Annotated in this window: 31 protein-coding genes; 12 read left to right on the top strand and 19 right to left on the bottom strand. The window is 64.7% G+C overall.

Going from position 1 to position 24,737, the window contains the following annotated elements:
* Positions 1-154 precede the first annotated feature (154 nt).
* On the top strand, positions 155-1,402 hold the full coding sequence (locus ACOQOU_RS00400) for a serine hydrolase (protein ID WP_420578893.1): 1,248 nt from the start codon (positions 155-157) through the stop codon (positions 1,400-1,402).
* A gap of 39 nt (positions 1,403-1,441) precedes the next feature.
* On the opposite strand, the gene ACOQOU_RS00395 is transcribed toward ACOQOU_RS00400, so the two are convergent.
* The 5 genes from ACOQOU_RS00395 to ACOQOU_RS00375 all read right to left on the bottom strand — a co-directional run bounded on the left by ACOQOU_RS00395 (position 1,442) and on the right by ACOQOU_RS00375 (position 5,183).
* Positions 1,442-2,146 carry a DnaJ domain-containing protein gene (locus ACOQOU_RS00395; RefSeq protein ID WP_109767918.1) on the bottom strand — a complete coding sequence of 235 codons (705 nt, stop codon included), beginning with the start codon at positions 2,144-2,146 and terminating at the stop codon, positions 1,442-1,444.
* A complete protein-coding gene (locus tag ACOQOU_RS00390; RefSeq protein WP_306025532.1) occupies positions 2,143-2,877 on the bottom strand; it encodes a VWA domain-containing protein in 735 nt (244 codons plus the stop codon). The genes ACOQOU_RS00395 and ACOQOU_RS00390 overlap by 4 nt, the downstream gene beginning before the upstream one ends.
* A gap of 81 nt (positions 2,878-2,958) precedes the next feature.
* The gene (locus ACOQOU_RS00385; protein WP_306025531.1) at positions 2,959-3,396 is read right to left on the bottom strand and encodes a DUF1489 family protein; all 438 of its coding nucleotides are present in this window, start codon (positions 3,394-3,396) and stop codon (positions 2,959-2,961) included.
* 64 nt (positions 3,397-3,460) lie between these two features.
* Complete coding sequence (locus ACOQOU_RS00380; RefSeq protein WP_306025667.1) at positions 3,461-4,861, bottom strand: L-serine ammonia-lyase; 1,401 nt, start codon at positions 4,859-4,861, stop codon at positions 3,461-3,463.
* Positions 4,862-5,036: 175 nt separating this feature from the next.
* A complete protein-coding gene (locus tag ACOQOU_RS00375; protein ID WP_158585138.1) occupies positions 5,037-5,183 on the bottom strand; it encodes a hypothetical protein in 147 nt (48 codons plus the stop codon).
* Between the two features lie 341 nt (positions 5,184-5,524).
* On the opposite strand from ACOQOU_RS00375, the gene ACOQOU_RS00370 reads away from it, so the two are divergent.
* From ACOQOU_RS00370 to ACOQOU_RS00360, 3 genes are read left to right on the top strand one after another with little or no spacing between them, the layout of a single operon-like run.
* Positions 5,525-6,481 (top strand): DMT family transporter, encoded by a 957-nt coding sequence (locus tag ACOQOU_RS00370; protein ID WP_109767922.1) that lies wholly within the window; start codon positions 5,525-5,527, stop codon positions 6,479-6,481.
* On the top strand, positions 6,478-7,467 hold the full coding sequence (locus ACOQOU_RS00365) for a heparan-alpha-glucosaminide N-acetyltransferase (protein WP_306025530.1): 990 nt from the start codon (positions 6,478-6,480) through the stop codon (positions 7,465-7,467). Before ACOQOU_RS00370 ends, ACOQOU_RS00365 begins: the two co-directional genes overlap by 4 nt.
* A complete protein-coding gene (locus ACOQOU_RS00360; RefSeq protein WP_306025529.1) occupies positions 7,464-7,949 on the top strand; it encodes a methyltransferase family protein in 486 nt (161 codons plus the stop codon). Before ACOQOU_RS00365 ends, ACOQOU_RS00360 begins: the two co-directional genes overlap by 4 nt.
* Positions 7,950-7,968: 19 nt before the next feature.
* Here the strand turns inward: ACOQOU_RS00360 and ACOQOU_RS00355 are convergent, their stop codons facing one another.
* The 4 genes from ACOQOU_RS00355 to ACOQOU_RS00340 all read right to left on the bottom strand — a co-directional run bounded on the left by ACOQOU_RS00355 (position 7,969) and on the right by ACOQOU_RS00340 (position 11,048).
* Positions 7,969-8,355 (bottom strand): MerR family transcriptional regulator, encoded by a 387-nt coding sequence (locus tag ACOQOU_RS00355; RefSeq protein ID WP_109767925.1) that lies wholly within the window; start codon positions 8,353-8,355, stop codon positions 7,969-7,971.
* A 103-nt stretch (positions 8,356-8,458) separates the two neighbouring features.
* Positions 8,459-9,862 carry a magnesium transporter gene (gene mgtE / locus ACOQOU_RS00350; protein WP_109767926.1) on the bottom strand — a complete coding sequence of 468 codons (1,404 nt, stop codon included), beginning with the start codon at positions 9,860-9,862 and terminating at the stop codon, positions 8,459-8,461.
* A 413-nt stretch (positions 9,863-10,275) separates the two neighbouring features.
* Entirely contained in the window at positions 10,276-10,605 is a 330-nt protein-coding gene (gene yidD, locus ACOQOU_RS00345) for a membrane protein insertion efficiency factor YidD (RefSeq protein ID WP_306025528.1), read from the bottom strand.
* Between the two features lie 2 nt (positions 10,606-10,607).
* Positions 10,608-11,048 carry an iron-sulfur cluster assembly scaffold protein gene (locus ACOQOU_RS00340; protein ID WP_109767928.1) on the bottom strand — a complete coding sequence of 147 codons (441 nt, stop codon included), beginning with the start codon at positions 11,046-11,048 and terminating at the stop codon, positions 10,608-10,610.
* A 223-nt stretch (positions 11,049-11,271) separates the two neighbouring features.
* Here ACOQOU_RS00340 and folE point away from each other — a divergent pair, with 223 nt between their 5' ends.
* Both folE and hisI read left to right on the top strand, forming a co-directional pair.
* Complete coding sequence (gene folE, locus ACOQOU_RS00335) at positions 11,272-11,877, top strand: GTP cyclohydrolase I FolE (RefSeq protein ID WP_109767929.1); 606 nt, start codon at positions 11,272-11,274, stop codon at positions 11,875-11,877.
* A 58-nt stretch (positions 11,878-11,935) separates the two neighbouring features.
* The gene (gene hisI / locus ACOQOU_RS00330) at positions 11,936-12,403 is read left to right on the top strand and encodes a phosphoribosyl-AMP cyclohydrolase (RefSeq protein WP_109767930.1); all 468 of its coding nucleotides are present in this window, start codon (positions 11,936-11,938) and stop codon (positions 12,401-12,403) included.
* Between the two features lie 5 nt (positions 12,404-12,408).
* Here hisI and ACOQOU_RS00325 read toward each other — a convergent pair whose 3' ends face one another.
* Both ACOQOU_RS00325 and ACOQOU_RS00320 read right to left on the bottom strand, forming a co-directional pair.
* Complete coding sequence (locus tag ACOQOU_RS00325) at positions 12,409-12,843, bottom strand: CBS domain-containing protein (RefSeq protein ID WP_109768030.1); 435 nt, start codon at positions 12,841-12,843, stop codon at positions 12,409-12,411.
* Positions 12,844-12,919: 76 nt separating this feature from the next.
* Entirely contained in the window at positions 12,920-13,702 is a 783-nt protein-coding gene (locus tag ACOQOU_RS00320) for a rhomboid family intramembrane serine protease (protein WP_306025527.1), read from the bottom strand.
* A 314-nt stretch (positions 13,703-14,016) separates the two neighbouring features.
* Here ACOQOU_RS00320 and ACOQOU_RS00315 point away from each other — a divergent pair, with 314 nt between their 5' ends.
* From ACOQOU_RS00315 to ACOQOU_RS00305, 3 genes are all read left to right on the top strand, one after another.
* The gene (locus ACOQOU_RS00315) at positions 14,017-14,685 is read left to right on the top strand and encodes a PAS domain-containing protein (protein WP_158585137.1); all 669 of its coding nucleotides are present in this window, start codon (positions 14,017-14,019) and stop codon (positions 14,683-14,685) included.
* Positions 14,686-14,818: 133 nt separating this feature from the next.
* The gene (locus ACOQOU_RS00310; RefSeq protein ID WP_109767932.1) at positions 14,819-15,427 is read left to right on the top strand and encodes a PilZ domain-containing protein; all 609 of its coding nucleotides are present in this window, start codon (positions 14,819-14,821) and stop codon (positions 15,425-15,427) included.
* A gap of 412 nt (positions 15,428-15,839) precedes the next feature.
* Positions 15,840-16,418: a transglutaminase-like cysteine peptidase gene (locus ACOQOU_RS00305; protein ID WP_109768032.1), complete on the top strand. Its 579-nt coding sequence runs from the start codon at positions 15,840-15,842 to the stop codon at positions 16,416-16,418.
* 113 nt (positions 16,419-16,531) lie between these two features.
* On the opposite strand, the gene ACOQOU_RS00300 is transcribed toward ACOQOU_RS00305, so the two are convergent.
* Positions 16,532-17,062, bottom strand: coding sequence for a gamma carbonic anhydrase family protein (locus ACOQOU_RS00300; protein WP_109767933.1), 531 nt, complete (start codon positions 17,060-17,062; stop codon positions 16,532-16,534).
* A 61-nt stretch (positions 17,063-17,123) separates the two neighbouring features.
* Positions 17,124-17,426: a DUF6949 family protein gene (locus tag ACOQOU_RS00295; protein WP_109767934.1), complete on the bottom strand. Its 303-nt coding sequence runs from the start codon at positions 17,424-17,426 to the stop codon at positions 17,124-17,126.
* Positions 17,427-17,526: 100 nt separating this feature from the next.
* On the opposite strand from ACOQOU_RS00295, the gene ACOQOU_RS00290 reads away from it, so the two are divergent.
* Positions 17,527-18,291 (top strand): hypothetical protein, encoded by a 765-nt coding sequence (locus ACOQOU_RS00290; protein WP_306026356.1) that lies wholly within the window; start codon positions 17,527-17,529, stop codon positions 18,289-18,291.
* Positions 18,292-18,300: 9 nt separating this feature from the next.
* On the opposite strand, the gene ACOQOU_RS00285 is transcribed toward ACOQOU_RS00290, so the two are convergent.
* The 3 genes from ACOQOU_RS00285 to ACOQOU_RS00275 all read right to left on the bottom strand — a co-directional run bounded on the left by ACOQOU_RS00285 (position 18,301) and on the right by ACOQOU_RS00275 (position 20,264).
* Positions 18,301-18,513, bottom strand: coding sequence for a DUF3126 family protein (locus ACOQOU_RS00285; RefSeq protein ID WP_109768033.1), 213 nt, complete (start codon positions 18,511-18,513; stop codon positions 18,301-18,303).
* A gap of 95 nt (positions 18,514-18,608) precedes the next feature.
* A complete protein-coding gene (gene cysE / locus ACOQOU_RS00280; RefSeq protein ID WP_306026355.1) occupies positions 18,609-19,424 on the bottom strand; it encodes a serine O-acetyltransferase in 816 nt (271 codons plus the stop codon).
* Positions 19,425-19,499: 75 nt separating this feature from the next.
* A complete protein-coding gene (locus ACOQOU_RS00275; RefSeq protein ID WP_306026354.1) occupies positions 19,500-20,264 on the bottom strand; it encodes an alpha/beta fold hydrolase in 765 nt (254 codons plus the stop codon).
* A 139-nt stretch (positions 20,265-20,403) separates the two neighbouring features.
* Between ACOQOU_RS00275 and ACOQOU_RS00270 the strand changes: the two genes are divergently transcribed.
* The gene (locus ACOQOU_RS00270; protein ID WP_306026353.1) at positions 20,404-20,655 is read left to right on the top strand and encodes a zinc-finger domain-containing protein; all 252 of its coding nucleotides are present in this window, start codon (positions 20,404-20,406) and stop codon (positions 20,653-20,655) included.
* 15 nt (positions 20,656-20,670) lie between these two features.
* Positions 20,671-21,852 (top strand): FAD-dependent monooxygenase, encoded by a 1,182-nt coding sequence (locus ACOQOU_RS00265; RefSeq protein WP_306026352.1) that lies wholly within the window; start codon positions 20,671-20,673, stop codon positions 21,850-21,852.
* Here the strand turns inward: ACOQOU_RS00265 and ACOQOU_RS00260 are convergent.
* From ACOQOU_RS00260 to ACOQOU_RS00250, 3 genes are read right to left on the bottom strand one after another with little or no spacing between them, the layout of a single operon-like run.
* Positions 21,840-22,538 carry a DUF2459 domain-containing protein gene (locus tag ACOQOU_RS00260; RefSeq protein WP_306026351.1) on the bottom strand — a complete coding sequence of 233 codons (699 nt, stop codon included), beginning with the start codon at positions 22,536-22,538 and terminating at the stop codon, positions 21,840-21,842. The two genes, ACOQOU_RS00265 and ACOQOU_RS00260, sit on opposite strands and share 13 nt — an antisense overlap.
* 24 nt (positions 22,539-22,562) lie before the next feature.
* Positions 22,563-23,363 (bottom strand): amino acid ABC transporter ATP-binding protein, encoded by an 801-nt coding sequence (locus ACOQOU_RS00255; protein ID WP_109767941.1) that lies wholly within the window; start codon positions 23,361-23,363, stop codon positions 22,563-22,565.
* 11 nt (positions 23,364-23,374) lie between these two features.
* Positions 23,375-24,736 (bottom strand): amino acid ABC transporter permease, encoded by a 1,362-nt coding sequence (locus ACOQOU_RS00250; protein WP_306026350.1) that lies wholly within the window; start codon positions 24,734-24,736, stop codon positions 23,375-23,377.
* Position 24,737: the final 1 nt, after the last annotated feature.

Below are 24,737 nucleotides of genomic sequence, written 5' to 3'. Positions count from 1 at the left end.
TAAACCGATTGGTAACGCTGGCGCCGTAGCCTCTTTCCAGTTTGCCGGCCCGTCCGGCCGTGTGCGTCCCGTGTAACGAGAGTGCCCGCCCGTGTTCCAGTCACCCCTCGCCTCCGGCGCTGCGTTTGCGCCTGTCCGCCTTGTCGCTCTTGCCCTGATTGCGCTGTGCCTTGCCGCTGCGGCCCCCTCGCCCGCCAAGGCCAATCCCAAATATGCCGGCATCGTCATCGACGCCAACACCGGCGAAACGCTTTATGCCTATCGCGCCGACAGCCAGCGTTTTCCCGCATCGCTGACCAAGATGATGACGGTCTACATGATGTTCGAGGCCATGGAGCAGGGAAAGCTGCGGCCCAACACGCCGATCCGCATCTCGCCCCACGCGGCATCCATGATTCCCTCGAAGCTCGGCATACGGGCCGGCGGTACGATCACGGCGGAAAACGCCATCAAGGCGCTGATCACCAAGTCGGCCAATGATGTCGCCGCCGCCGTCGCCGAACATCTTGGCGGCACCGAAAGCGAATTCGCGCAGATGATGACGCGCAAGGCACGGCAGCTCGGCATGAGTTCGACGACGTTCCGCAACGCGTCCGGACTGCCCAATTCACGCCAGGTGACCACGGCGCGCGACATGGCGCGCCTCGGCATCGCCTTGCAGGAGCATTTCCCGCGCCAGTTCGATATGTTCTCGACGCGCTCGTTCCGCTATGCGGGCGTAACCCACCGCAACCACAACCGCCTTCTTGGCCGCGTGCGTGGCGTCGATGGCATCAAGACCGGCTACATCCGCGCGTCAGGTTTCAACCTGGTGACGTCGGTCAACCACAATGGCCGCTCGATCGTCGCCGTGGTGATGGGTGGGCGCACCGGCGCATCGCGCAACGCCCAGATGGAAAAGCTGGTCGCCCAATACTTCCCCAAGGCATCGCGCCGCGATCGCGGCCCGCTGATCGCGCGCAACGGTTCGACCAATTTCGCCATCCGCGGCGCGTCGATCGCCTCGATCCCGCTCAACCGCCTGCCAATTCCGGCCTTCACCGACCGGGTGGCGGAGGCCGCGCCCGCGCCGGCCGCGCCCGTCGTCGCCTATGCGCCGACACCGCAGCCGCGCGCCAGCGTCGACCCGATCGTGACCGCAACGGCCGAAAGCCGTTCGGGCTGGGTGATCCAGATTGCGGCGCTCGAAACGCAGGACCAGGCGGTCGATTATCTGCGCGTCGCACAGGCCCGCGCGCCGGGCATTCTCGGTGCACGCGAGCCGTTCGTCGAGCAGTTCGTCAAGAGCGGCGTGACCTACCACAGGGCGCGCTTTGCCGGCTTTGCGTCGAAGTCGCAGGCATGGAACGCCTGTTCGGCGCTCAAGAGCCACAACTATTCGTGCCTCGCCTACCAGAACTAGTGCCGCGGCATTTCGCCGTCCCGTTTTTGTATCCGCGTATCAGGACCGCTCGCCATGAAGCCGCAACAGAAAATCCTTCGCCTCGTTAATCCGCTGCGCCAAAAAGGAACTGCCGCCGAGATCGGGGTGGACGCGCTGCATCAGGCTGCGATGGGCCTTTCGGATCGCGGCAAGATCCGCCCCCGGCTCAAGGCCAAGGATCTGGTAGGCCTCCTGCTCTGTCATGGCGCCCGCCTCAGCCGTGCTTCTCTGCCGCGCGGTGTCGTCCGGCTCCGCGTCGTCGCGCCAGCCGGGCATGCGGCGGTCAAGATACGCCTCCAATAGCTGCGCGCTTTCGGCGTCGTCGCGCACCTCGCGCGCAAGCTCCAAAAGTTCGGCTTCGCTCATCTGGTTCAACTGGCGGCCCTCGAACGTGCCGCCGAGCACCATGCCGTCCATCTCTCCAGTATCGTGGTCGAGCATCATTTCCAGCATGGCGCTGCGTACTGTCGATCGCTGACCCGGCGTTGCGCGAACGCTGGCGGTCCGCCGCGCCCGGGCAAACAGCGCGTAGGCGAAAAACAGAAGCGGCGCGCCAAGTCCGATCCGGCCCGTCAGGGTCATGATGACGCCGAGCAGCGCGACCAGGGCCGGCACCACATAGCGCAACGTCCGGGCAACCTTTTCGGGCGGCGTGACGACGAAGTACCAGACCGCCAGCCCTGCGAAACCGAGCGTTCCGATCAGCACGAGCAGCGCGTTCATCGTCCCGACGCGCCTCCCTTGAGCTGGGTCAGGAGCCGTTTGTCAGACCCCGTGCCCCGCGCTTCCAGCGCCTTCAGCCCGCCGGTCGCATAGACGGCGATGGATTTGAGGAGGTCGGCAAGCACCCTGGGCGAGGACGGATCGAAGCGGAACCAGCCGCCGCGCGTCAGCCGGGCAATCTCCCGGAACACAAGCTCAGCGCCCGGCTCGCGGCCTTCCTGGAAGATGAAGGCGGGCACGCCGCGTACGCCGAGCTGGCCGGCCACATGGCCAAGCGCATCGGCGTCCTCCTCCATCGCATCGCCAATATAGATCAGCGCCGAGATCGGCGACTTGCCGTGCTCCTTGAGCGCATGCTTGAGTACCTTGCCGATCTGGGTGCGGCCGGCGCGGCAGTCGATCCGGGTCATCATGGTGCCGAGCTCGCGGCCGTTTTGCGCCCAGCGCGAGGCGCGGCATTCGCCGAATCCGCGAAAATAGACAAGCTGCATGGTCAGCGCGGTGGAGCTTGCAACGCTCTCGAACATCTCGGCCTGGATGGCGGACGCCATGTCCCATGTCGGCTGGCGGCTCATCGTGGCGTCGAGCGCCAGCACGATGCGGCCGGCGCCGCCTTCGCCCGGTTTGACCGCCCTGGCCGCGTTAAGGAACGCGGCGATGTCGCCCGACGACGACGTCTTGGCTTCGGGGCTGCGTTCCGATCGATCGGTTCTGACCGGTGATTTGCTCATGATGCCAAGATGGCGTTCTGTGCGGCGGATGCAAGATGGAATGCGTTCGATCGATTCCGGCCAAATTGGCGCACCGTGAGCCTACAGGAGCCCAAGTTCCGACAGTTCGGCGCGCATCTCCGACGGCATTTCGGCGAGCGCTGCGGCAGCGTCGGACAGATCACGCGGTGCATCCTCCGCTTTCAGATAGCGCCAGCCCTGGAACGGACGGCGCGACTGCGGCACGGTCAGAACCAGTTCGGGATCGAGCACCAGATCGCAGCGCGATATGCCCTGGGCATCGACGAACGGCCTGATGTCGACAATGCGCTGACGGCTCTGCACCTTGCCCTTGGTCACCCAGTAGAGCGACCCGTTGCCGATGATCTCGTCGGCGCGTTTGGGGATCATCCGTGTGGTGTGTGTCTGTTCGGGCGGCAGGCCGGCCTTGCGCAGCGCGTCAATGCGCGCCTCGATCCAGGCGCGGTGATCCTCGACGCTCTCTGCGCCAACGCACAGTTTGAGAAGGTGCAGGGCCATCGGTCCAATGTGGCGTCTCGTCGGCGCGGATCAATGCGGCATGTGCCGCCATCCACAAGCCTGTTCAGCAGGCCGGCAGATTGACGGCCAGGCCCGCCAGCGATGTTTCCTTGTAGCGCACATCCATGTCGGCGCCGGTCTGGCGCATCGTCTCGATGCAATTGTCAAGCGGCACCACATGCTCGCCATCGCCGTTGATCGCCAGCGAAGCGGCAGTGACCGCCTTGACCGCTGCGATGCCGTTGCGCTCGATGCAGGGCACCTGGACAAGCCCGGCCACCGGGTCGCAGGTCATGCCCAGATGATGCTCAAGCGCGATTTCCGCCGCGTTTTCGATCTGCTGCGGCGTGCCGCCCATCACCGCGGCAAGACCGGCGGCGGCCATCGCGGCAGCGCTGCCCACCTCGCCCTGACAGCCGACCTCGGCCCCCGAGATCGAGGCATTGTGCTTGATCAGCCCGCCGATCGCCGCCGATGTCAGAAGGAAGGTGCGCACATCCTCCTTCGTCGCGCCCTCGTGGAACTGCGTCATGAACTTGATCACCGCCGGCACCGTGCCTGCCGCGCCGTTGGTGGGCGCGGTGACGACGCGGCCGCCCGCCGCGTTCTCCTCGTTGACAGCCATCGCATAGACCGTCAGCCAGTCATTGGCGGCCATCGGATTGAAACGGTTGGACTTGGCGCGCTCGGTGAGTTTTTCTGCCAGGACGGCGGCACGGCGGCGCACCTTGAGCCCGCCGGGCAGTTCGCCGGTCGCCTTCATGCCGCGCTCGATGCAGCCCTCCATCGCCTCCCAGACCGCATCGAGACGCGCATCGAGATGGCTGTCGGGCGCGCGGGCGAGCTCGTTGGCGCGCTTCATCTCGGCGATGGACAGGCCGGATTTGTCCGCCATGTGTAACATCTCGGCGGCGCTCGCGAACGGGTACGGCACGTGATCGTCCTCGGCCCTGGCGCCGTAGACCGTCGTCTCCGCAATCTCGTCCTCGCCGACGATGAAGCCGCCGCCGACGGAATAGTAGCCGCGCCTCAAGAGCAGCCGGCCGTCATCGTCATAGCCATAAAACGCCAGACCGTTGGCGTGGCCGGGCATCGCCTCGACCTTGTCCAAGACCAAATCCGCATCGGCATCGAAGGCGTAGCCGGAATGGCCGGGCGGTTCGACGCGTCCGGTCGCCCGCACCCTGTCGAGGATCGCCTGCATCGCGTCGGGATCGACCGTATCGGGCCGTTCGCCGGCCAGACCGAGAATCACCGCGCGATCGGTGGCATGGCCGACGCCGGTAAAGGCGAGCGAGCCGTGCAGCGAAACGCCGAGCCGCGTCACGACGGCGCCGGACGGTCTGGGCCAGGCATCGGACTTCAACTCGTCGAGAAACCGCGCGGCGGCGCTCATCGGTCCCATCGTGTGCGACGAGGACGGGCCGATGCCGATCTTGTAGAGGTCAAACACCGAAAGAAACATGGCACCACCGTGATTGCCGAATTCGGCCATTGTCCGCGCGCCGTACGCGGCGGACGCCGCCCGGACCGACATCAAGTGCCACGGGCGCGACATGGTCAAGCACGGAAAAAAAGAAGGGCCGCCGGCACGGCAGCCCTTTTCTCATCGATTGTGCGTTGGACCGTTGAACGACCCGTCAGGACGCGGTGGCCGTGGTCTCCGTGACCACCAGATCACCGCCCGGTTTGGCGCCGGCGACGTAGACGGCCAGCGCGACCAAGACAAATCCGGCCAGGGCCCACATTGTGAGGTTCCAGCCCGGCTTTGCAGTGTGTCGATCCATGAGTGCTCCTGTTGGCCGCCCGGCGGACGGCATTCCCATCGGCTCTTGGTGGCGCGGCGTATAGGCAGATCGCCGGGGGCCCGCAAGTGCAAAAAATGGCGAAAAAGCGGCAACGGTTCCGCGCGCATCTCGCGGTCATCGGCGTTTTTGCATTGCAGTCAGCGGCTTGCGCAGCTTGGCTGAGGTTAATTCCGGTTAGGATTTGCGACCAAAGATTGTCGTGAGTTCGCTGCAGTGCGGCCTGAAACAGGTGCGCCGCAACATTGACGCCCTCAATGCCACCCCGGCCTTGCAAGGCGTTGCGGCCTGTGCCACCGCTTTGGACCGCAAGGGAACACCAAATGAGCCAGCAGACATCCGTCCTGCCCGCGCCGGACGGGACGATCCGCAGGGCCGGCCCGATCGATGTGAGCCTCTTGGTGCTGGTGGCGATCATCTGGGCCTCCGCCTTCATCGCGATCAAGATCGCCGTGCCGCACACGGGTCCGCTGTGGCTGGCGGCGATCCGCGTGACCATCGGCGCCCTGGTGCTGGCGCCCTACGCCCTTTGGCGCGGGTTGGTGCTGCCCGATACAGCGAAGGTCTGGGGCCTTGTGGTGGCCATGGCGATGCTCAATGTCGCCGTGCCTTTCTTCCTGATTTCATGGGCCGGATTGACGATCGATGCCGGCATGCTGGCACTCCTGATGGGCACCGGCCCGCTGATGGCGCTTGTCGGCAGCCATCTGTTCACCGTCGACGACAAGATCAACGCACTCAAGCTGATCGCGGTGGCGCTCGGCTTTTCCGGCGTCATCGTGCTTGTCGGCGGCGCGACCATTGGCGGGCTCGGCGGCGCCCACATCGTGGCACAGTTGGCGACGCTGGCCGCCTCGCTGTGCTATTCGACCTCCGGTCTTCTGGTGCGGCGCATCGACATTCCGCCGACGCGCATGGCGTTTCTGGCGCTGTGCGTCGGCGCGGCGCTATTGATCCCGCTGGCCGCCTTGGTAGACGGCGTACCGACCGCGATGCCGTCAGGTTCGGCAATCTGGGCGCTTGTCTATCTCGGTGCGTTTCCGACCGGCCTTGCCTATGTGATGCGCTACCAGCTCATCCGCGCGATCGGCTTTTCCACGTTTGCCCTGTCGATCTACATGATTCCGGCGTTCGGTGTGTTGCTGGGGGTGCTGATTCTCGATGAAGAGCCGCAGCCGAAAATGCTGATCGCTCTCGGGCTGATCATGGCCGGCCTGTTCTTCGCGCGCGCCGGCAGCGGCGCGGCGATTGCGCACCCTGCCCGGAAGCGCCCGTCATGACGGACGTTTCGACGACCGAGACGGTGCCCCGCAAGCGCATCGACGCGCTCGATGTGGCCCGCGGCGTCGCGCTCGTCGCCATGGCGACCTATCATTTCTCGTGGGATCTCGAATTCTTCGGCTATCTGGAGCCCGGCACATCGACGACGGGCGCCCTGAAATACTATGCCCGGTCGATTGCCGCTTCGTTCCTGTTCCTGGTCGGCGTCGGCATCATGCTCGCCCATGCGAACGGCATTCGCTGGCCTGCGTTCGCAAGGCGCTGGCTGAAGATCGCCGCGGCCGCGGCGCTGATCACCATCGCCACATGGTTCGCAACCCGCGAGACCTTCGTCTTCTTCGGCATCCTGCACCACATCGCGTTCGCAAGCCTTGCAGGCCTGTTCTTCCTGGGCCTGCCCTGGTGGGCGCTGGCTGCGATCGCGGCGGCAATCTTCATCGGAACCCCGTTTCTGCAATCGCCGATCTTCACGCCGCTTGGCATGGTTTGGACAGGCCTTTCCTCGACGCCGCCGCGTTCGAACGATTTCGTGCCGGTCCTGCCCTGGTTCTCGGCGGTGTTGGCTGGCATGGCGGCGGCAAAGCTTGTCTTCATCGCGCGGACGCCGCCACGCGTCCTGACGCCGGAAGGCTGGTCGGCGAACAGTCCCCTGTCCCGGCTTCTGGCCCTGTTCGGCCGATGGAGCCTGACCTTCTATCTCGCACACCAGCCGATCCTGATCGGGCTTGTGTTTCTGGTTTCGCTTGCGTTCCCCGCACAGCCGCCAAGTTTTTCAGCGAGCTGCAGCGCTGCCTGCACCGCGCAGTTCGAGGCGGAGCCATGCGCCGTCTATTGCGCCTGCGCCGAAGCGGAACTGGAAGCCGCCGGAAAGCTGGAGAGCCTTCTGAGCGAACCGGAAACGGCGCGGAGCGACCTTGAGACATCGGCGATCATCGCCCAATGTGCGTTCGAGGCCGGCATTACCGGCGATGGACGCAACCGATGACCGACCGGCAACATCCCGAAGACCGCCCAAGCACGTTCCCGTGGCCGCCGGTTCTGCTGATCGGCTTTGTTGTGCTCGGCGTGGCGCTCGGTGCGTTCGTCCCGCTTGGATGGCCCGCCGGCATGTTGGGCGATCTGCTGACCGGGCTTGGCCTGTTCCTGATCATCGTCGCGCTGATCGTCGATGTCAGCGCCATGCGCACCATGTCGGCGGCCAAGACGACCGTTCTGCCGCACCGGAAATCCGACCATCTGGTGACGAAAGGCGTCTTCCGGTTCAGCCGGAATCCGATCTATGTCGCCAATGTGATGCTGATCGCCGGCATCGGCCTGTTCTTCGGAAACTGGTGGCTGGTGCTGCTGGCGCCCGTCGACGGGTTCGCGACGCAAAAGCTCGCTATCGAGCGCGAGGAAGCGCATCTGGAGGCACGCTTCGGCAAAACCTACCGCGATTACAAGAAAAGCGTGAACCGCTGGATTTAAGGCGTCCCGGGCCGCCCCGTCAGGAGGCCACGCGCAGTTCGGCCAGCCGGTTGAGGCAATTTTCCTCGACCTGATCGAGTTCAGCCAGCGTTTCCTCGATGTCCTTGCGCTTCTGGCGCAGTTCGGCGCGCTTTTCCTCGACGCGATCGACAATCGCCCGCATCTGGCCCGCCTCGCCCGGCGGTTCCTTGTACATCTGAACGATCTCGCGAATCTCGGCGATCGAAAAGCCCAGGCGCTTGCCGCGCATGATCTGCTTGATCAGGTGCCGGTCTCCGGGTCGGAACAGGCGGGTGCGGCCGCGACGGACCGGTGCGATGAGCCCCTCGTCCTCGTAGAAGCGCAAGGTTCGGGTCGAAACGCCGAATTCGCGTGTCAGTTCGGTTATGGTGTAGAATTCGCGCATTCGTTCCCCAAGGGCGCCATGCGCCTGTGCAACCTGTTTCAATCGATACAGCTTAAAAATTCTTACGTAAAAGTCAATTGCGCAACGGGACCGATCCCAACCTTCAGATGCCGAACCACAAAGCGGCCAGGCCGAGAAAGGCAAAGAAGCCAACGACATCGGTCACGGTGGTGACGAAAACGCTGGACGCGATGGCCGGGTCGACGCCGAGCCGGTCGAGAATCAGCGGGACGAAAATGCCCGCGAGCGCGGCGGACACCATGTTAATGATCATCGCGATGGCGATCACGAAGCCAAGGCCGATGGTCGAAAACCAGACGGTCGCCACGACGCCGATGAGAAGCGCGAACAGCGCACCGTTCAGAACGCCGACCATCAGTTCGCGGCGGATGATGCGGCCGGCATTGTAGATGTCGAGGTCCTTGGTCGCGAGCGCTCGCACGGTCACCGTCATGGTCTGCGTGCCCGCATTGCCGCCCATGGAGGCGACGATCGGCATCAGCACGGCCAGCGCCACCATCTGCTGAATGGTCGCATCGAACAGGCCAATGACGACGGATGCGAGCACCGCCGTCCCCAGATTGACCAGCAGCCAGGTGAAGCGCGACTTGGTCGTTTCGACCACGGAGTCCGACAATTCCTCGTCGCCGACGCCACCCAGGCGCAAAATGTCCTCCTGCGCCTCCTCGTTGATCACGTCGACGACGTCATCGATCGTCAGAACGCCGACCAGACGCTCGTTCTCGTCGACGACGGCGGCCGACAGAAGGTCGTAGCGCTCGAAGATCTGCGCCGCCTCTTCCTGGTCCATCTCGGCGGGCACGGCATGGCGCGTTTCGCGCATGATCTCCTCGATCCGGCCATCGCGCTGTTCGCGAAGGATACGGTCGAGATCGACGGCGCCCACGAGCCGGAACGTCGGGTCGATGACAAAGATCTGGCTGAACCGTTCGGGCAGATCGGCATTGTCGCGCAGATAGTCGATCGTCTGGCCGACATTCCAATAGGGCGGGACAGCGACGAAATCGGCCTGCATGCGCCGGCCCGCGCTTTCCTCGGGATAGTCGAGCGAGCGGCGCAGGCGGATGCGTTCGGTGAACGGAATGCGGGCCAGGATGTCGGCCTGCTCGCTCTCGTCCATGTCTTCGAGAATGTAGACCGCATCATCGCTTTCCAGTTCCTGGAGAGCGAGCGCGATCTGCTCGTTGGGCAGAACCGTGATGATTTCCAGGCGAATGGCCTCGTCGACTTCGGTCAGGGCGGAATAGTCGAAGCTCTCGCCCAGAAGCGCGACCAGTTCCTGGCGTTCGGCCGGTTCGAGCGTCGCAAGAAGGTCGCCCATCTCCGATTCGTGCAGCGGCGCGGTGACCTCGCCGAGCGTTTCGGCATTGCCCGCCGCGATGGCCGCGGTCACCTGATCGAGATAGTCGGCACGGATGGAGCCGTCCTCGGCGTAGATCGCCGGGCCGCCGGTCTCGGAATAGTTTGGCTGGTCCGCGCCGGCCATGCCGCTCCGCTCCCGTGTCTGGATTTGCGCCTCTAAACAAGACAGTTAGAGCGGTTCATCTTTAGATGGAAGCGGAATGATGGACAGGATTTTTCGCGGCAGCAAGGAGAACACCGCAGCGCGATCTGACGATCGCGTGAGGATTTCGACGCTGCTGCCCGCGGAAAAGACGGCCAAGCCGTCACGCCTCAAGCCATTGACGGATAACGATATCCGCCAATCGCCCGAGCTTGGTCTTTTGCGTTCTGGACGGCGTTGCGCAAGGCTAACGGTGCCTGCACCGCGTCGCCTTGCGCGCCTTGCCAGACCACAAAATCCCGGCGCTCAAACGATTCCAGCTAACGATGAACCGCTCCAGCGGGACGGATGCGAAACAGAAACGGCACAACCGCACCTTGCGAAGATTTTTCGCCTCAGCGGGTGGCGCGGTGGCGCAGCGCCGCAAGCGGCCCTGCGATCGTCTCGGGCACATTGTCGATGCCCGATGTTCCGAACGGGCCGCAGCGGCCGACACGGCGGGCAGCGAGGATCGCGCCAGTCAACAGGCCGTGCCGGGCAATCGCTTCATAGCCATATTCGGAACAGGTGGGCATGTGGCGGCACGAATTGCCGACAAAGCCCGAAAGCGTCAGCTGGTAAAGCCGCACAAGAGAGGTGCCGAGCACCCTGCCCGGCGTTTTCGGCCATGGCCCCTGCCAGTTGCGCGAGCGCGTCCGGCCGCTGCGCGGATGATCGGCGCACACGATCAGGCCGCGCTTGCGCGCGCCTCGATCTGGTCGAGCGCATCGACCACCGCGTCGAACACCAGAAGCGTCGATGCGTGACGCGCCGGATAGTCGCGCACCGGCTCGAGCCACGCCAGATCGGCGAATCGGCCGTCGGGCGCGGGGCCGCCCTTTTTCAGCATCGCCGTCATGGTTTCACGCAAGGCCCGCAATTCGGCGAGCGGCGTGCCGACGATTTCGCGCGCCATCACCGCTGAGGAGGCCTGGCCCAGCGCGCAAGCCTTGACGTCCTGGCCATAGGCCGTCACCCGGCCGTCCTCGACTGCCAGATCGACCGTCACCGTCGATCCGCAGAGTTTCGAGTGGGCCTTGGCGGTCGCATCGGGCGCCTCGAGGCGTCCGGCGGGCGGCGGGTTTCCGGCGAGTTCCAGGATGCGGGAGTTGTAGATGTCGTCGATCATCGGCTGCCATGGCCCTGGCGGTCCGGTTCCGCCGGACGGCGCTATGGTTTTCAAACGCTCCCGACATATATAGGAAGGGCGATGCCGCGCAGGCAAGGGCACGGCGAAGGGGCCGACGCGCAAGGGTTGCCTGCGCCGGTGCCGATCCGGGAAACATGAGCAGATTCGGTCCGGCTGGATTTTCGTGCGTAACAAGACCGGTGCTCAAACAAGGAAGCAGGATATGGACGCCATCGCGCCGACCTCTACCCACCCTTCTGACGAAAAACCGAGCCGCGCGGAGGCCGAAGCGGCCGTCCTGACGCTTCTGAAGTGGATCGGCGACGATCCGGCGCGCGAAGGGCTGATCGATACGCCCGCGCGCGTGGTCAAGGCCTATGAGGAGATGTTCGGCGGCTATGACAGCGATCCGGCCGACATTCTGGGCCGCACATTCGAGGAAGTGGCCGGCTATGACGATATCGTCCTGGTCAAGGATATCGCGTTCCACTCGCACTGCGAACATCACATGGTGCCGATCATCGGAAAGGCGCATGTCGCCTATCTGCCGCGCGAACGCGTGCTGGGCCTTTCCAAGATCGTGCGGGTGGTCGACATTTTTGCCCGGCGCCTTCAGACCCAGGAGACGATGACGGCGCAGATCGCGACATCCATCGACGATGCGCTGGCGCCGCGCGGCGTTGCCGTGATGGTCGAGGCCGAACATATGTGCATGGCGATGCGCGGCATCCGCAAGCACGGCTCGACGACGATCACCACGCGGTTCACCGGCGCGTTCGACGATCCCGCATGGCAAAACCGCTTCACCGATCTGATCCGCACCCGCTGATATCGGCCGCCTGTGCGTCGGGCTTGATTGCCGACGCCCGGCGGCCTGGAGCGTCGACATGACCAGCCCCAACACACCCTTCGCACCGCCCGTGGCGGACGCAAACGAAACCGAGGACGGGTCGGTCTTCCGGCCGCGCTTTTCGTCCGACGGGCTTGTGACCGCCGTCGTTACCGACGCCGATGACGGCACGGTGCTGATGGTCGCCCACATGAATGCCGAAGCGCTGGCGCTGACGCTCGAGACAGGCATCGCGCATTACTGGTCCCGCTCGCGCGGGCAACTCTGGAAGAAGGGCGAGACCTCGGGCAATCTCCAGCGCGTCGCCGAAATGCGGACCGATTGCGACCAGGATGTGGTGCTTGTTGCCGTGCGCACGGACGGGCACGGCTCGGCCTGCCACACGGGCCGCAAGAGCTGCTTTTACCGCCATATCGTCAGCGATGGCGAAAATGGTGCGCGGCTGACCTTCGATGAGGGCGACCGGCCGCGCTTCGATCCGGCCACGGTCTATGGCAACGGATGAACGGCCTAGGCCGACGAGGTGATGTAGTGGCGGATTTCGGCCGCCTCCTGCTCGATCTCGGCGATCCGCCGCTTGACGACGTCGCCGATCGACACGATCCCCGCCAGCTTTCCGTCGCGTTCGACGGGCAAATGCCGGAAGCGGCCGGTGGTCATCAGTTCCATCAGCGTGTTGATCGCCATGTCCTCGGTGCAGGTGATCACATTGCGCGTCATCAGCGCCGACACCGGCTCAGACAGCGCGCCGACGCCCCGCTTCGCGATCGCGCCGACCACGTCGCGTTCCGACAGGATGCCCTTGATCGTGCGATCCGTGTCGGCGACGACCATGGCGCCCACCTTGTGATCGCCCAGTTCACGCACCGCGTCGAGAATGCTGGCGTCCTCGGACAGGGTGAACACGTCCGAGCCCTTTTCTTCCAATATCCGGGCAACCGACATTTGCGCGACCTCCTCCTGCCGTTCAAAGAAGCAAAGCATCGGCGAAAGTTCCGCGCTTGACAAGCCAGCCAATGGGTTAGGCCGGACGGCGCGCGGTCGGATGCCGGTCGAGCCAGCCGATGGCAAAAAAGCCCGTCAAGAGCCCGCCAATATGGGCTTCCCAGGCGATCGACGCGCCGCCGGCGAGGCCGAACAGATCGGCGCCGGTGGCATAGTTGATCACCATCCAGACGATGATGAATGCCAGAACGCCGCGCTGGCGCAGCGATGCCAGCGGCGGCAGGAGCGGGCCGGCAAAGCCGCGGCGCGGATTGCGGCGGTCGGCGCGGAACCCGAAGCGGGCAGCGGCGCCCAGAAAGCCCGAGACAGCGCCGGATGCGCCAAGCAGCGGCACCCAGTCGCCGAAATAGAGCGCGGTGTGCAGGACGACCGCGCCGAATGCCGTGATCGCCCACAGCGCGATCGTACGGGCCCAGCCAAGCCGGTAGGCCACCGGCGCGCCGAAGGCGACGAGCCAGATCATGTTGAAGCCCAGGTGCACCCAGTCGCCATGCAGCAGCGTGTGGGTGAAGGGCGAGACGAGCGTCGGCCAGTCGAGCTGGAAATAGCCGGGCGCATAGCGGATGGGGAAGAAGGCGAAATTGACGATCAGCCAGCGGTCGATCTGGCCGTCGAATACCAGCGTGCGCATCAGGTGAACGCCGATGCAAAGGCCGGCCATCAGGACGATCGCGCCGTGCAGGTTGAAAGCCGGCGACGGCCGGCGATCACCGGAGGGGACGTGATCGGACGGATTTTCGCCGGGCGGGTCGTGACCGGACAAGGGCGGCGTGCCGGGAATACGGTCTGGATCAGCCATGCTTGCCAGATAGGCCAACCGCCACGGCAAAAAAAGAGGCCATCCAGGTCGCCCTGGATGGCCCGGCGAGTCCCCTGCCCACCCCGTAACCGGTCAATTTGTGCTGCGGCAAGCCGCTCCCGTTTCGAGTTGGGTTAATGCCAGATTAACGCAGCCTCCACAAGCCGAGATCCCCTTTAGGGTTAATGGCGACCGGGCCCTCCGCCGCGAGCTGGCCCGTCGCTTGCATCGTTCTGCGCAGGGGCAATGCGAGGTGAAACACCGTGTCATCCTGACACGGGTTCGATGCTTCGCAAGGCGGCGGGATGAAGCAGATGCACCAGAACGGAACACAAAGGGTCTACGAGTACTGGAACGAACTGCGCGGCCAGCACGCCGCGCCGGCGCGTTCGGACATCGCTCCGGCCGCGCTTGGCCGCTCGCTTGCCCATCTCTTCATTCTCGACGCCGGCGATGTCCCTGGCCGGTTTCGTCTCGCCGGCACGTGGCTCGGCTCCGCGTTCGGACACGAACTGACCGGCCATGCCTTCGGCGCGCTGTTCGGCCGTGACGACCGGATGCTGGCGCAGCGGGTGGTGGATGCCGTTCGCAGCGAAAGCGCCGTCGCGATCTTGGATCTGACCGCGAAGGCCGACCCGGAACGCCTGCTGGACATGGAAATGGTGCTGTTGCCGCTGGCCGGCGAACCCTCGCGGGTCCTGGGCGCCATCCATCCATGCGGCCAACCGTTCTGGCTGGGCGCGTTTCCGCTCGGGCCGGCCCGCGTGACCGGCGTGCGGCTGATCGATCCGGACCGGCCGCTGTTCAACCTTGCCAACCGGCCGGCGATACCGCTCGCGCGGCGGCGCAGCGACGGCCGGCCGAGCGCCCCACGCAGGCTGCTGCGTGTGATCGACGGCAACCGCGCGGCCGCAATTGTTCAGCGTGAACGCCCGGCCCTGCACCTGATCGATGGCGGCCGCACCGGAGATGACCGCCGGTGAACCGCTTCATCGTCCGGAAACCATGGCTCGACCGGGTGCCCCCCAAAAATTCGCGAAGGCGGATTCTTACCGCTTGTTAACCAGCGCTCGCCTAAGGTCGGAACAGATCCACTTGCCTTACGGAAGCCCGTTCATGCTCAGCGCCGTCGCTGCCGAACCACGCGATACCGGACCGAATCGCCGTGCCTTTCAGCGGGTGAAGGTCAATCTGCACGGCCGGTTCATGCTGCAGGACCGCTCCGAGCATCCGTGCCAGATTCTCGACATGTCTCCGGCCACGGCAACGCTCTACACCGAGGCGCATGCGCGCGACGGCGAGCGCGTGGTCGCTTACATCGACCATATCGGCCGCGTCGAAGGCCATGTGGTGCGTTCGTTCGATGGCGGTTTTGCGGTGGATCTGACCACATCGCCGCGCAAGCGCGAAAAGCTGGCGGCCCAGCTCATCTGGCTGGCCAACAAGCACGAGCTCGACCTGCCCGAAGACCGGCGCCACGAGCGCGTCATGCCAAAGAACCCCGCCTCCATCCTGACGCTTGCCGACGGGCGCCAATATCGCTGCCGCATCATCGATCTGTCCCTGTCCGGCGCCGCCGTCTCCATCGCGGTCCGTCCGGCCATCGGAACACTGGTCAGCCTTGGCGGCATGCGCGGCTCGGTCGTGCGCCACTTCGACGAGGGCATCGCGGTCGAGTTCGCCTTCGTCCAGCGGCCCGAATCGCTCTCCCAATATCTGGGCTGACCAAGCGGTCCCGCCGCTTCCAGAAAGCTGACAGACCGGACCCGCCGCAAGGCGGGTTTTTTGTTGACCGGTCGGCCGCCGGCTGGCGGGCCGGTTTCATGCGTCTCATTCATCGGCAATGGTGTGGTTAAGCGTTTGTCCCCGTCGCTGAACCATTTTTAGGCGAATACGTCTCTCATTTAATATTTATTCTATTCTTGCTTTAATGAAATACTGCATAGTTTTCGCATAGTTTTGATTTGAATACACATACCGATGTTGGTCTCGTGTAGATTTGTTTTTGTCATGTTGTCCGTACAAGGGAGACGGACACATGACTTATACAAAGACTGCGCCCAAGCAGACAATAGACTCGACAGACAATTGCCGAAGCGATGGACAGGCAGCATTGCCGCGCCAGATTCGGCGCCGGATGGCGGCAACCGCATCGCTGGCCGGCTCGCTTCTGTTCACGGCAACCATGGGCGCCCATGCGGTGACCATGCCGACCGCGGGCCGGACGACGCAGCCGATCGGCCATTACGAGTTCTGTCAGCGCGATCCGGCCGAATGCCGACCGATTTCGGAAGCAGCGCCGCACACGCTCGACCGCAAGGGCTGGGCGCAGATGATCGAGGTGAACAATCATTTCAACACCACGGTACAGCCGCGCACAGACATGCAGATCTGGGGCCGCGAAGAGCTTTGGTCCTATCCGAGCGAAGTCGGTGACTGCGAGGATTTCGTTCTGGCCAAGCGCAACGCGCTGATGCAGCGCGGGTTTCACCCCTCAAACCTTTTGATCACCGTGGTGCGCCAACCCAATGGCGAGGGGCATGCCGTTCTGACGGTGCGCACCGACCGGGGCGACTTCATCCTCGACAATCTGGTCGGTGAAATCGCCGACTGGCGCGACACGCCCTACACCTATCTCAAACGGCAGAGCACACGTCACGCGGGCCGTTGGGAAACCATCCGTGACAGCCGCACGAGGCTCTCACAGGCACAGTAAACCGAGACTGCCCGGTCAAGTCCCCACCCACCCGTCCCCCAGACCGGGCCGGAGCCGGCTCTCGCAAGAGAGCCGGCTCTTTTTCGTTTCTGAGGACCGCAGGCGAGTTGTGATCAAGTGGATTCGGACAAGCCGGTCGCGAAGCGGCGCGCATTGTCGACATAATGCTCGGCCGAAGCCGTGAGCATCGCAACCGCCGCATCGTCCAGCGTCCGCGCGACGCGCGCCGGCGATCCGATGATCAGCGAATTGTCGGGAAACTCTTTTCCTTCGGTGACCAGCGCGCCGGCGCCGACCAGGCAATTGTTGCCGATCACCGCACCGTTGAGGACAATCGCGCCGATGCCGATCAGACTGTTGTTGCCGATGGTGCAACCATGCAGCATGGCGCGATGGCCGATCGTGCACCCCTCGCCGACCACAAGCGGAAAGCCCATGTCGGTGTGCATGACCGTGTGCTCCTGCACATTGGTGCGGGCGCCGATGGTCACCGGCTCATTGTCGCCACGCAGCACGCAGCCGAACCAGACGCTGCAATCCTCGTGCAGATTGATCTGACCGATCACATGAGCATCGTCGGCGACGAATGCCGGCCCCGCACCGAAGTACCGCGGCGAAACTCCGTCCAACGCGTAAATGGCCATGTCCGTCCCCTGCTCAAGCGATGTTGCAGCATGCTTTGACAGAGAAACCGGCCCGCTTCAATCAGGCGACGGCGATCAGCCGGCCCGTTTCCACCGCGACGATTCCGACAAGGCCGGCCCATGCGCCCGCCGCGACGAGGGCCGTCAGCGGCCAGCGCGACCGCCGACCCCTTCGATTGGGCGAAAGCCCAGCCCGGACAATCATCACCGGTCCGCACAGGGCGAAAAACAAGACCGATGGCGCGATCCCGAGACGCAAGACCGTCGCCTCATCGAAAGCGGGCTGGCCATCAAGCGCCGCCTCGAGAAGAAAAAACGTGCTCAGCGCCACCGCGAAGCCCACCACAACGATCCACAACACCATCGCCCTCACCCACTCTTAACCGGGAATTAACCCTGTCCCGCTCCAGTGAGTGCAATTCCGATGCCAAAATCCGCGCGCCATATACGGACACCGACCCGCCATGACACCGGCCTATGACACAGCCGCCGCCTCACCGTCGCCCCATCCGGCCGCAAACGGCCTGCCCGCCGCCGCATGGACCGCTTTCCGGGTTCTGGCCGTCATTGCGGGCTTGTCCGCCATTATGGTCGTTGCCGGCCATTTTTATGGCTCGCGGCTGCTGCAATCGAGCATGAGCACATCGCCCGAACCGATTCAGCTGGTCATCGGCAACGATGTCCTGGACGTGCCCGAAAACATGATCCGGCACGAGGCCCAGCGCGTTCCGGGCGTGACCGGCCGTGTCGATCTGCGGCTCTATTGGCCGGAACGCGCGGGCTATCGCCTCAGCCATGCCGACGCATTTTCGGACACCGATCCCGAAACGACACAGACCGTCCTGATTTCGGTCGCCAAGCGGCAATGGCTGCTCGACATGGCCGGACGGCTCGAATTGGTCTACGGAAAGGCCGCCGATGCATCCGCCGCGCCGCGCCCGGTCCACGGACTGACCGCCTTACGCCTCGACCCGGCGCACGGCTATGTCGACGAAACGCTCTATTTCGCGCCGTCCGCCAATGGCGGGGCGCTGCCGGCCTTCATCGCCCGCTGCAACGAACCAGCGGCGGGGGCAGCACCGCTGCTTCTGGCGTGCGAGACCGACCTGTTCTTCGGCGAGACGCTTGAGGCGCGCATCCGTTTTCCGGCCCATTTCCTTGCGGACTGGGCGCGTTTCCGCTCCGAGCTGGATGCGTTTCTCCACGGACTTCAGGTCCGCGCCGAATAGGCCGGAACGCTATTCTTCCAGATCGATGTCCAGGATCGACATGGACAAATCGTAGGAGACCTCGCCCTCATCCTCGATGCGCGAGATGATGCCCAGAAACTCCTCGCCCAGATAGAGTTCCGCCGAATCGCTCAGCTTGGGGCGCGCCTTCACCGCCAGCGAGGCATTGCCGAAGGTGCGCCGGAAATAGGCGGTGAGCTGTTCGAGTTCGCTGGCTTTCAAGGAGGCCTCCGGATCGATTCGAGTGTCCGGCTTTTGCCGCCGGCTGGCCCTGACATACACGCCGTACGGCCCCGTTCAAGGGGCGGCGGCAATTCTCAGCCCAGCATCTGGTCCATGGCGCGGGAGGGTTCGGCGCAGCCGCTTTCGCCGACGACCTTGGCCGGCACGCCCGCGACCGTCTTGCACGGCGGAATGTCCGACAAGACGACCGACCCGGCCGCCACCTTGGAGCAATGGCCGACCTTGATGTTGCCGAGGATCTTGGCGCCCGCGCCGATCAGGACGCCGTGGCCGATCTTGGGGTGGCGGTCCGAGCCTTCCTTGCCGGTGCCGCCCAGGGTGACCGAGTGCAGGATCGACACATCGTCGCCGATGGTCGCCGTCTCGCCGACCACCAGGCCGGTGGCATGATCGAGGAAGATGCCCTTGCCGATGCGCGCGGCCGGATTGATGTCGGTCTGGAACACGGAGGACGAACGGCTCTGCAGATAGAGCGCAAAATCGCGGCGGCCGCCGTTCCACAGCCAATGGGCCAGGCGATGGGTCTGGATGGCGTGAAAGCCCTTGAAATAGAGCATGGGCTCGATCAGCCGCGTGCAGGCCGGGTCGCGGTCATGCACCGCCTGCAGATCGATCCGCACCGCTTCGGCGAAATCGGTGTTCGCCGACAGCATGGCATCGAAAGCCTGCCGGATAAGGTCGGCCGGCAGATCGGGATGATCCAGCCGCTCGGCGATGCGGTGCGTGACCGCCTGTTCGAGACCGGGCTGGTTGAGCACGTTGGTGAAGAAGAAGGTCGCGATCGCCGGATCGCTGTCCGCCGCCGCCGCAGCTTCCTGCCGGATGCGGTGCCAGATCGGATCGACGGGGTTGACCGCCGGCGCCTGATTGCGCGGTGCTTCGCGGGACATGGATGCTCTCCCAAGCCGATTGTCGGTGCCAAACCTAGCCCAGAACCCTCACATTTGGAACCGCCGGCGCCGGGTTCAAGACGCGCCGGCCTCGCCCAGGAACGCGTGAACCGCTCGCTTGAACGCCGGATCGCCGACGGCGAGCATGTGATCCCGGCGCTCGATGTCGAGAGCACGGGCGTCCGGCATCATGTCGGCCAGCGGCTGCGGCGCGCCGGCAATGTCGTCCTTCGTGCCGACGCCGATCAGCGTCGGCGCGGCGATCGCGCCCATCTCGTCGGGCGTCAGAAGCGTGCGCGACGAGCGGATGCAGGCGGCCAGCGCCAGCCGGTCGCTGCCGGTCTCATCGGCAAAGGCGCGGAACATGCGGCCGCGTTCGTGCGTGACATCGTCAAGCGACGGCGCGAGCAGCGCATCGGCGATAGGGTCCCAGTCTCCGACGCCCTCGACCATGCCGATGCCCAAACCGCCGAAGATGAGGCGCCGCACGCGGCCCGGATGATCGAGCGCGGCGAACGCGCAGATGCGCGCGCCCATCGAATAGCCGAACAGATGCGCCGCACCGATGCCCAGATGATCGAGCAGCGCGATTGCGTCGCCCGCCATTTTCTGCGGCGTATAGGCCTCGGTGTCGTGCGGCTTGTCGCTGTCGCCATGGCCGCGATTATCGAGCGCGACCGCGCGATAGCCGGCGCCGGTCAATGTCTCGACCCAGCCCGGCCCGATCCAGTTGACGGCTCTATTCGACGCAAAGCCGTGCACCAGCAGCACCGGCGTGCCGTCGCGCGGGCCTTCGTCGAAGAAGGCGAGGTCAAGACCGTCATTGTGAAAACGGGGCATAGGGCTTCCTTGCGCAACCGATCGACAATTGAGCGAAAGACGGGTGGAAATTCGCCGCGCGACTGGCTACCAAGTTCTGCAGTGCAGCGAAAGGGCTGCGCCCTGCCGCAATCCCGAGGCACAAGACCGGAGACCCGCAATGGCCGGTGGCAAAACGCCCCATTTCCACAATGATGCCGGGCACACCCGCATCGCGATCGGCGTCAAGGAATTCATGTGCGTGGGCGCAACGCCGCCTTACGATCACCCGCACGTTTTCCTCGACATGGGCGACGACAATGACATTGTCTGCCCCTATTGCTCGACGCTGTATGTGCACGATGCCAGCCTTTCTGCGGGGCAGACAGAGCCGGCGGGCTGCGCGTTCGACATTGCCGCCGACGCAGCCTGACGCGCGGAACCGGCGATGGCGAACATGGGCGACGCGCTCGATGGCATTCTCGTGGCGGGTGCCGGCATTGGCGGGCTGACCGCGGCCCTCGGCCTTGCGCAGCGCGGTCGCGCGGTGACGATCGTTGAAGCGTTCGAAGCGCCCTCGGAGATCGGCGCCGGCCTGCAGGTTCCGCCCAATGCCTGCCATGTGCTCGATTCGCTTGGCGTTCTGGACGAACTGAAGAAGAAGGCATCGGTGCCCGACCGTATCTGCCTCGGCGATGCGGTCAGCGGGCGGATCGTGCTCAGCCTCGATGTGAACCGCGACGGCGCCGACGATGGCACCTATCTGACCGCCCACCGGGCGCTGCTCCATGGCGTTCTTTACAATGCCGCAATGGCACACCCCTCGATCACGCTGCTGGCCGGCCACCGGATCGTCGACGTGGCCGAAGGCGACGATGCGGTGACGGTAACGGCGGCCCATGGCGGCGACCGTGCCGAACTCAACGCGCCGGCGGTGATCGGCGCCGACGGCATCTGGTCGATCCTGCGGCATGCCGTGGCCGGCGCAGGCACGCCGCAGCCGACGGGCCGCATCGCCATGCGCGCCGTGGTGCCCGCCCCGGCCGGAGCGCAGGCCAATGCGGTGGTTGCCTGGATGGCGCCGCATGCCCATCTGGTCACCTATCCGGTGCGCAACGCCGAAACGCGCAATCTCGTCGCCGTCATTCGCGGAACGACCGGCAAGACGAGCTGGTCGGAAAGCGTCGATCTCGACACGCTCGAACACCTATTCGAGAAGCTCGACCGCACACCTTATGGCGATCTGAACGATCATGCCGAGTGGACCGCATGGCCGCTTTATTCGGTCGATCCGCACGGCCAGTGGCACTCGGACCGCATTTGCCTGTTGGGCGATGCGGCACACGGAATGGAACCGTTCGCGGCGCAGGGCGCGGCCATGGCGATCGAGGACGGGCAGGTTCTCGCCAAGGCGATCGCCGACGCAGGCACCGATTTCACCAACGCCTTCAAGGCCTTTCACGCCGCGCGGGCCGAACGGGTCCGCCGTGTCGCGCAGCGCACAGCCTTCAACCGCTTCACCTATCATCAGGCCGGCATCGGGCGCCTCGCGCGCAATCTCAGTTTCCGAATGCGGCCGGCGAGCGCCTTTCGCGCCGATCTCGACTGGCTGTACGGCTATCGCGCCTGATCGACGGCCACGCGCGCCAGTCCGAACTCCAGCGTCTGGGCCAACGGTGTCCAGTGACCGACGCCGATTCCCGCATCGCGCAAGCGCCGTCCGGCCCAGGCATTGCAACTGTGCCAAGGCGAAAAGCGCCCATGGCCGGCAAAGAAACGGTCGCCGAACCCCTGGCTGATGCCTGCAAAGGGTTCATGGGCCGCAAACCACGGGGCGATCGAACCGGTCAGCATGGCAAGCTGGTCTTCGGTCACCTCGATTGCAAAAAGTCCCGGACGCGGCGTGCCGAGATCGCCGAGGGGCTGGACATGCATCACCGCTTCGTCGAATGCGAGTGCCCGAGCGGCGATGCCGACTGTCAGGTCGCGCACCTCGCGCAGGCTGGTGTAGGCGGTGCGCGACCCCCAGCCGAACAGCCAGTACCGCACGGCATCCGGATCGACCGGGTGATGGGCTTCATCGAGCCCGATCGCGGCCATGATCCCGCGCTCGCCATCAACATCGGCCAGCATCGCATCGGCTGGCAGCGCGATGCCGGCATGAAAGCCGTTCGACAGGACGTAGATGCGGTGGCGCTGCTCCGCCGTCACGGGGCCGCCGGCAGGCACGGATGCGGGGAACGGTACGGCGCCCGCCATGAGCGCGAGTGCCGGCAGCGCGAGGACGATCGCAAGGACGGCGGCAAGGCGGCGCATCGGCCCGGCGGCCTTGCGCGCGGATCAGTGCAGGATCTGGCTGAGGAATTCCTTTGTCCGCTCGTGCTGCGGATTGTCGAAGAATGGATCGGGCTCGTTCTGCTCGACGATCTGGCCCTGGTCCATGAAGATGACGCGGTTTGCCACCTGGCGGGCGAAGCCCATCTCGTGGGTGACGCACAGCATGGTCATGCCTTCCTCTGCAAGGCCGACCATCGTGTCCAGCACCTCCTTGATCATCTCCGGATCGAGCGCCGATGTCGGCTCGTCGAACAGCATGATGCGCGGGTTCATGCACAGAGAGCGCGCGATCGCCACGCGCTGTTGCTGGCCGCCCGAGAGCTGGCCGGGGTATTTCTGGGCCTGCTCGGGGATCTTGACCCGCGTCAGGAAATGCATTGCCCGCTCCTCGGCTTCCTTCTTGGGCATCTTGCGCACCCAGATCGGCGCCAGCGTGCAGTTCTCGAGAATCGTCAGATGCGGGAACAGGTTGAAGTGCTGGAACACCATGCCGACCTCGCGGCGCACCTCGTCGATCTTCTTCAGATCGTTGGTCAGTTCGATCCCGTCGACGACGATCTGGCCCTTCTGGTGTTCTTCCAGGCGATTGATGCAGCGGATGAGCGTCGACTTGCCCGAGCCGGACGGGCCGCAAATGACGATCCGCTCACCGCGCATCACCTTCAGATTGATGTCGCGCAGGACATGGAATTCGCCATACCATTTGTGCATGTCGTTGATCTCGACGGCGACATCGGTCTCCGACACCTGCATCCTGGACCGGTCGACATGGATTTCATCGGGTTTGACGGCGTTTGCGCTCATGAAGGCGGCTCCTAGCTGCGGTGTGACGTGTCGAGACGCTGCTCCATGTACATGGAGTAGCGGGACATGCCGAAACAGAAGATGAAATAGATGATCGAGGCGAAGATCAGACCGGTAATGCTCTGTACCGGCGTCGCCCACGTCGCATCGCTCGTCGAAGACCGGATGATGCCAAGGAAGTCGAACAGTCCGATGATCAGCACCAGCGTGGTGTCCTTGAACAGGCCGATGAAGGTATTGACGATGCCGGGAATGACCAGCTTGAGCGCCTGCGGCAGGATGATCATGCGCATCATCTGGCCCCAGTTGAGACCGAGCGCCATCGCGCCCTCATACTGGCCCTTGGGCAGCGCCTGAAGCCCGCCGCGCACCACCTCGGCCATGTAGGCCGACGAGAACAGCGCCACGCCGATCAGCGCCCTGAGCAACTTGTCGAAGGTCACGCCCTCGGGCAGGAACAGCGGCAGCATGACCGAGGACATGAACAGGACGGTGATCAGCGGCACGCCGCGCCAGAACTCGATGAAGACGATGCAGATGAAGCGGACGATCGGCATGTCGGACCGGCGCCCTAGCGCCAGCGCGATGCCGATCGGCAGCGATGCGGCGATGCCGGTGACGGCAATCACCATCGTCACGAGCAGTCCGCCCCAGACGTCGGTCCGCACCCGTTCGAGGCCGAAGTCGATGCCGAGCACCGCGACGATCACGAACAGGCTGGCGAATATGACCGCCGTGGCCTTCAGCCCCGGCATCGGGTCGGATTGCGATCCCCTGGCAAAGCCGTAGGCCACTGCCAGCGCCAGCACGGCGAGGATGGCAAGCGGCAGATAGGTGCCAATTACATCGAAATTGCCGCCGGTCAGCAGGATCAGCGTGATCACCGGGAAGGCCAGCACCATGAAGGCGATGTTCTCGCGCTTGAACGGAAGCGACGGCATCAGGAGCGGGATCAGCCCACCGAAGAACATCAGCCAGACGATGTTCACCCGCCACTGCTCCTCGTCCGGATAGCGGCCATAGATGAACTGGTTCATGTAGGCGCCGACATAGGCCCAGCACGCGCCGAACCATCCATTGGGCTGAACGCCGCCCTGCGCCTCGGTCGCGCATGCGGTCCGGTCGGTACCCGACCAGACGGCATCGATGACCATGAAATTGGCGATCGGCGGAACGATCAGATAGAGCACATAGATACAGACCAGCGTGAGGATTGTCTGTGGGACGCTCGGAAACAGGTGCTCGCGCATCCAGCCGACGGGGCCGCGACTGACGGAAGGGGCGGCCTGCTCGGCCAGCATCTTGCCGCGGACGAACGCCGTTGCGGGACCGACGTTCTCGGGCGGAGCGGTGACATTGGTTCGATCGATCATA

Source organism: Oceaniradius stylonematis, from assembly GCF_965223445.1.
Taxonomy (GTDB): Bacteria; Pseudomonadota; Alphaproteobacteria; order Rhizobiales; family Rhizobiaceae; genus Roseitalea; species Roseitalea stylonematis.
Note: the sequence above shows the minus strand (reverse complement) of the source record. Positions and strands in the feature narration are given on the sequence as shown.

What these genes read in the sequence shown, in the direction of transcription:
- ACOQOU_RS00395 (WP_109767918.1), bottom strand. Translation starts at nt 2,146, where the DNA reads ATGAACGCGCTGCTCGTGCTGATCGGAACGCTCGGTTTCGCAGGGCTG.
- ACOQOU_RS00390 (WP_306025532.1), bottom strand. Translation starts at nt 2,877, where the DNA reads ATGAGCAAATCACCGGTCAGAACCGATCGATCGGAACGCAGCCCCGAA.
- ACOQOU_RS00385 (WP_306025531.1), bottom strand. Translation starts at nt 3,396, where the DNA reads ATGGCCCTGCACCTTCTCAAACTGTGCGTTGGCGCAGAGAGCGTCGAG.
- ACOQOU_RS00380 (WP_306025667.1), bottom strand. Translation starts at nt 4,861, where the DNA reads ATGTTTCTTTCGGTGTTTGACCTCTACAAGATCGGCATCGGCCCGTCC.
- ACOQOU_RS00375 (WP_158585138.1), bottom strand. Translation starts at nt 5,183, where the DNA reads ATGGATCGACACACTGCAAAGCCGGGCTGGAACCTCACAATGTGGGCC.
- ACOQOU_RS00370 (WP_109767922.1), top strand. Translation starts at nt 5,525, where the DNA reads ATGAGCCAGCAGACATCCGTCCTGCCCGCGCCGGACGGGACGATCCGC.
- ACOQOU_RS00365 (WP_306025530.1), top strand. Translation starts at nt 6,478, where the DNA reads ATGACGGACGTTTCGACGACCGAGACGGTGCCCCGCAAGCGCATCGAC.
- ACOQOU_RS00360 (WP_306025529.1), top strand. Translation starts at nt 7,464, where the DNA reads ATGACCGACCGGCAACATCCCGAAGACCGCCCAAGCACGTTCCCGTGG.
- ACOQOU_RS00355 (WP_109767925.1), bottom strand. Translation starts at nt 8,355, where the DNA reads ATGCGCGAATTCTACACCATAACCGAACTGACACGCGAATTCGGCGTT.
- mgtE (WP_109767926.1), bottom strand. Translation starts at nt 9,862, where the DNA reads ATGGCCGGCGCGGACCAGCCAAACTATTCCGAGACCGGCGGCCCGGCG.
- ACOQOU_RS00340 (WP_109767928.1), bottom strand. Translation starts at nt 11,048, where the DNA reads ATGATCGACGACATCTACAACTCCCGCATCCTGGAACTCGCCGGAAAC.
- folE (WP_109767929.1), top strand. Translation starts at nt 11,272, where the DNA reads ATGGACGCCATCGCGCCGACCTCTACCCACCCTTCTGACGAAAAACCG.
- hisI (WP_109767930.1), top strand. Translation starts at nt 11,936, where the DNA reads ATGACCAGCCCCAACACACCCTTCGCACCGCCCGTGGCGGACGCAAAC.
- ACOQOU_RS00325 (WP_109768030.1), bottom strand. Translation starts at nt 12,843, where the DNA reads ATGTCGGTTGCCCGGATATTGGAAGAAAAGGGCTCGGACGTGTTCACC.
- ACOQOU_RS00320 (WP_306025527.1), bottom strand. Translation starts at nt 13,702, where the DNA reads ATGGCTGATCCAGACCGTATTCCCGGCACGCCGCCCTTGTCCGGTCAC.
- ACOQOU_RS00315 (WP_158585137.1), top strand. Translation starts at nt 14,017, where the DNA reads ATGCACCAGAACGGAACACAAAGGGTCTACGAGTACTGGAACGAACTG.
- ACOQOU_RS00310 (WP_109767932.1), top strand. Translation starts at nt 14,819, where the DNA reads ATGCTCAGCGCCGTCGCTGCCGAACCACGCGATACCGGACCGAATCGC.
- ACOQOU_RS00305 (WP_109768032.1), top strand. Translation starts at nt 15,840, where the DNA reads ATGGCGGCAACCGCATCGCTGGCCGGCTCGCTTCTGTTCACGGCAACC.
- ACOQOU_RS00300 (WP_109767933.1), bottom strand. Translation starts at nt 17,062, where the DNA reads ATGGCCATTTACGCGTTGGACGGAGTTTCGCCGCGGTACTTCGGTGCG.
- ACOQOU_RS00295 (WP_109767934.1), bottom strand. Translation starts at nt 17,426, where the DNA reads ATGGTGTTGTGGATCGTTGTGGTGGGCTTCGCGGTGGCGCTGAGCACG.
- ACOQOU_RS00290 (WP_306026356.1), top strand. Translation starts at nt 17,527, where the DNA reads ATGACACCGGCCTATGACACAGCCGCCGCCTCACCGTCGCCCCATCCG.
- cysE (WP_306026355.1), bottom strand. Translation starts at nt 19,424, where the DNA reads ATGTCCCGCGAAGCACCGCGCAATCAGGCGCCGGCGGTCAACCCCGTC.
- ACOQOU_RS00275 (WP_306026354.1), bottom strand. Translation starts at nt 20,264, where the DNA reads ATGCCCCGTTTTCACAATGACGGTCTTGACCTCGCCTTCTTCGACGAA.
- ACOQOU_RS00270 (WP_306026353.1), top strand. Translation starts at nt 20,404, where the DNA reads ATGGCCGGTGGCAAAACGCCCCATTTCCACAATGATGCCGGGCACACC.
- ACOQOU_RS00265 (WP_306026352.1), top strand. Translation starts at nt 20,671, where the DNA reads ATGGCGAACATGGGCGACGCGCTCGATGGCATTCTCGTGGCGGGTGCC.
- ACOQOU_RS00260 (WP_306026351.1), bottom strand. Translation starts at nt 22,538, where the DNA reads ATGCGCCGCCTTGCCGCCGTCCTTGCGATCGTCCTCGCGCTGCCGGCA.
- ACOQOU_RS00255 (WP_109767941.1), bottom strand. Translation starts at nt 23,363, where the DNA reads ATGAGCGCAAACGCCGTCAAACCCGATGAAATCCATGTCGACCGGTCC.
- ACOQOU_RS00250 (WP_306026350.1), bottom strand. Translation starts at nt 24,736, where the DNA reads ATGATCGATCGAACCAATGTCACCGCTCCGCCCGAGAACGTCGGTCCC.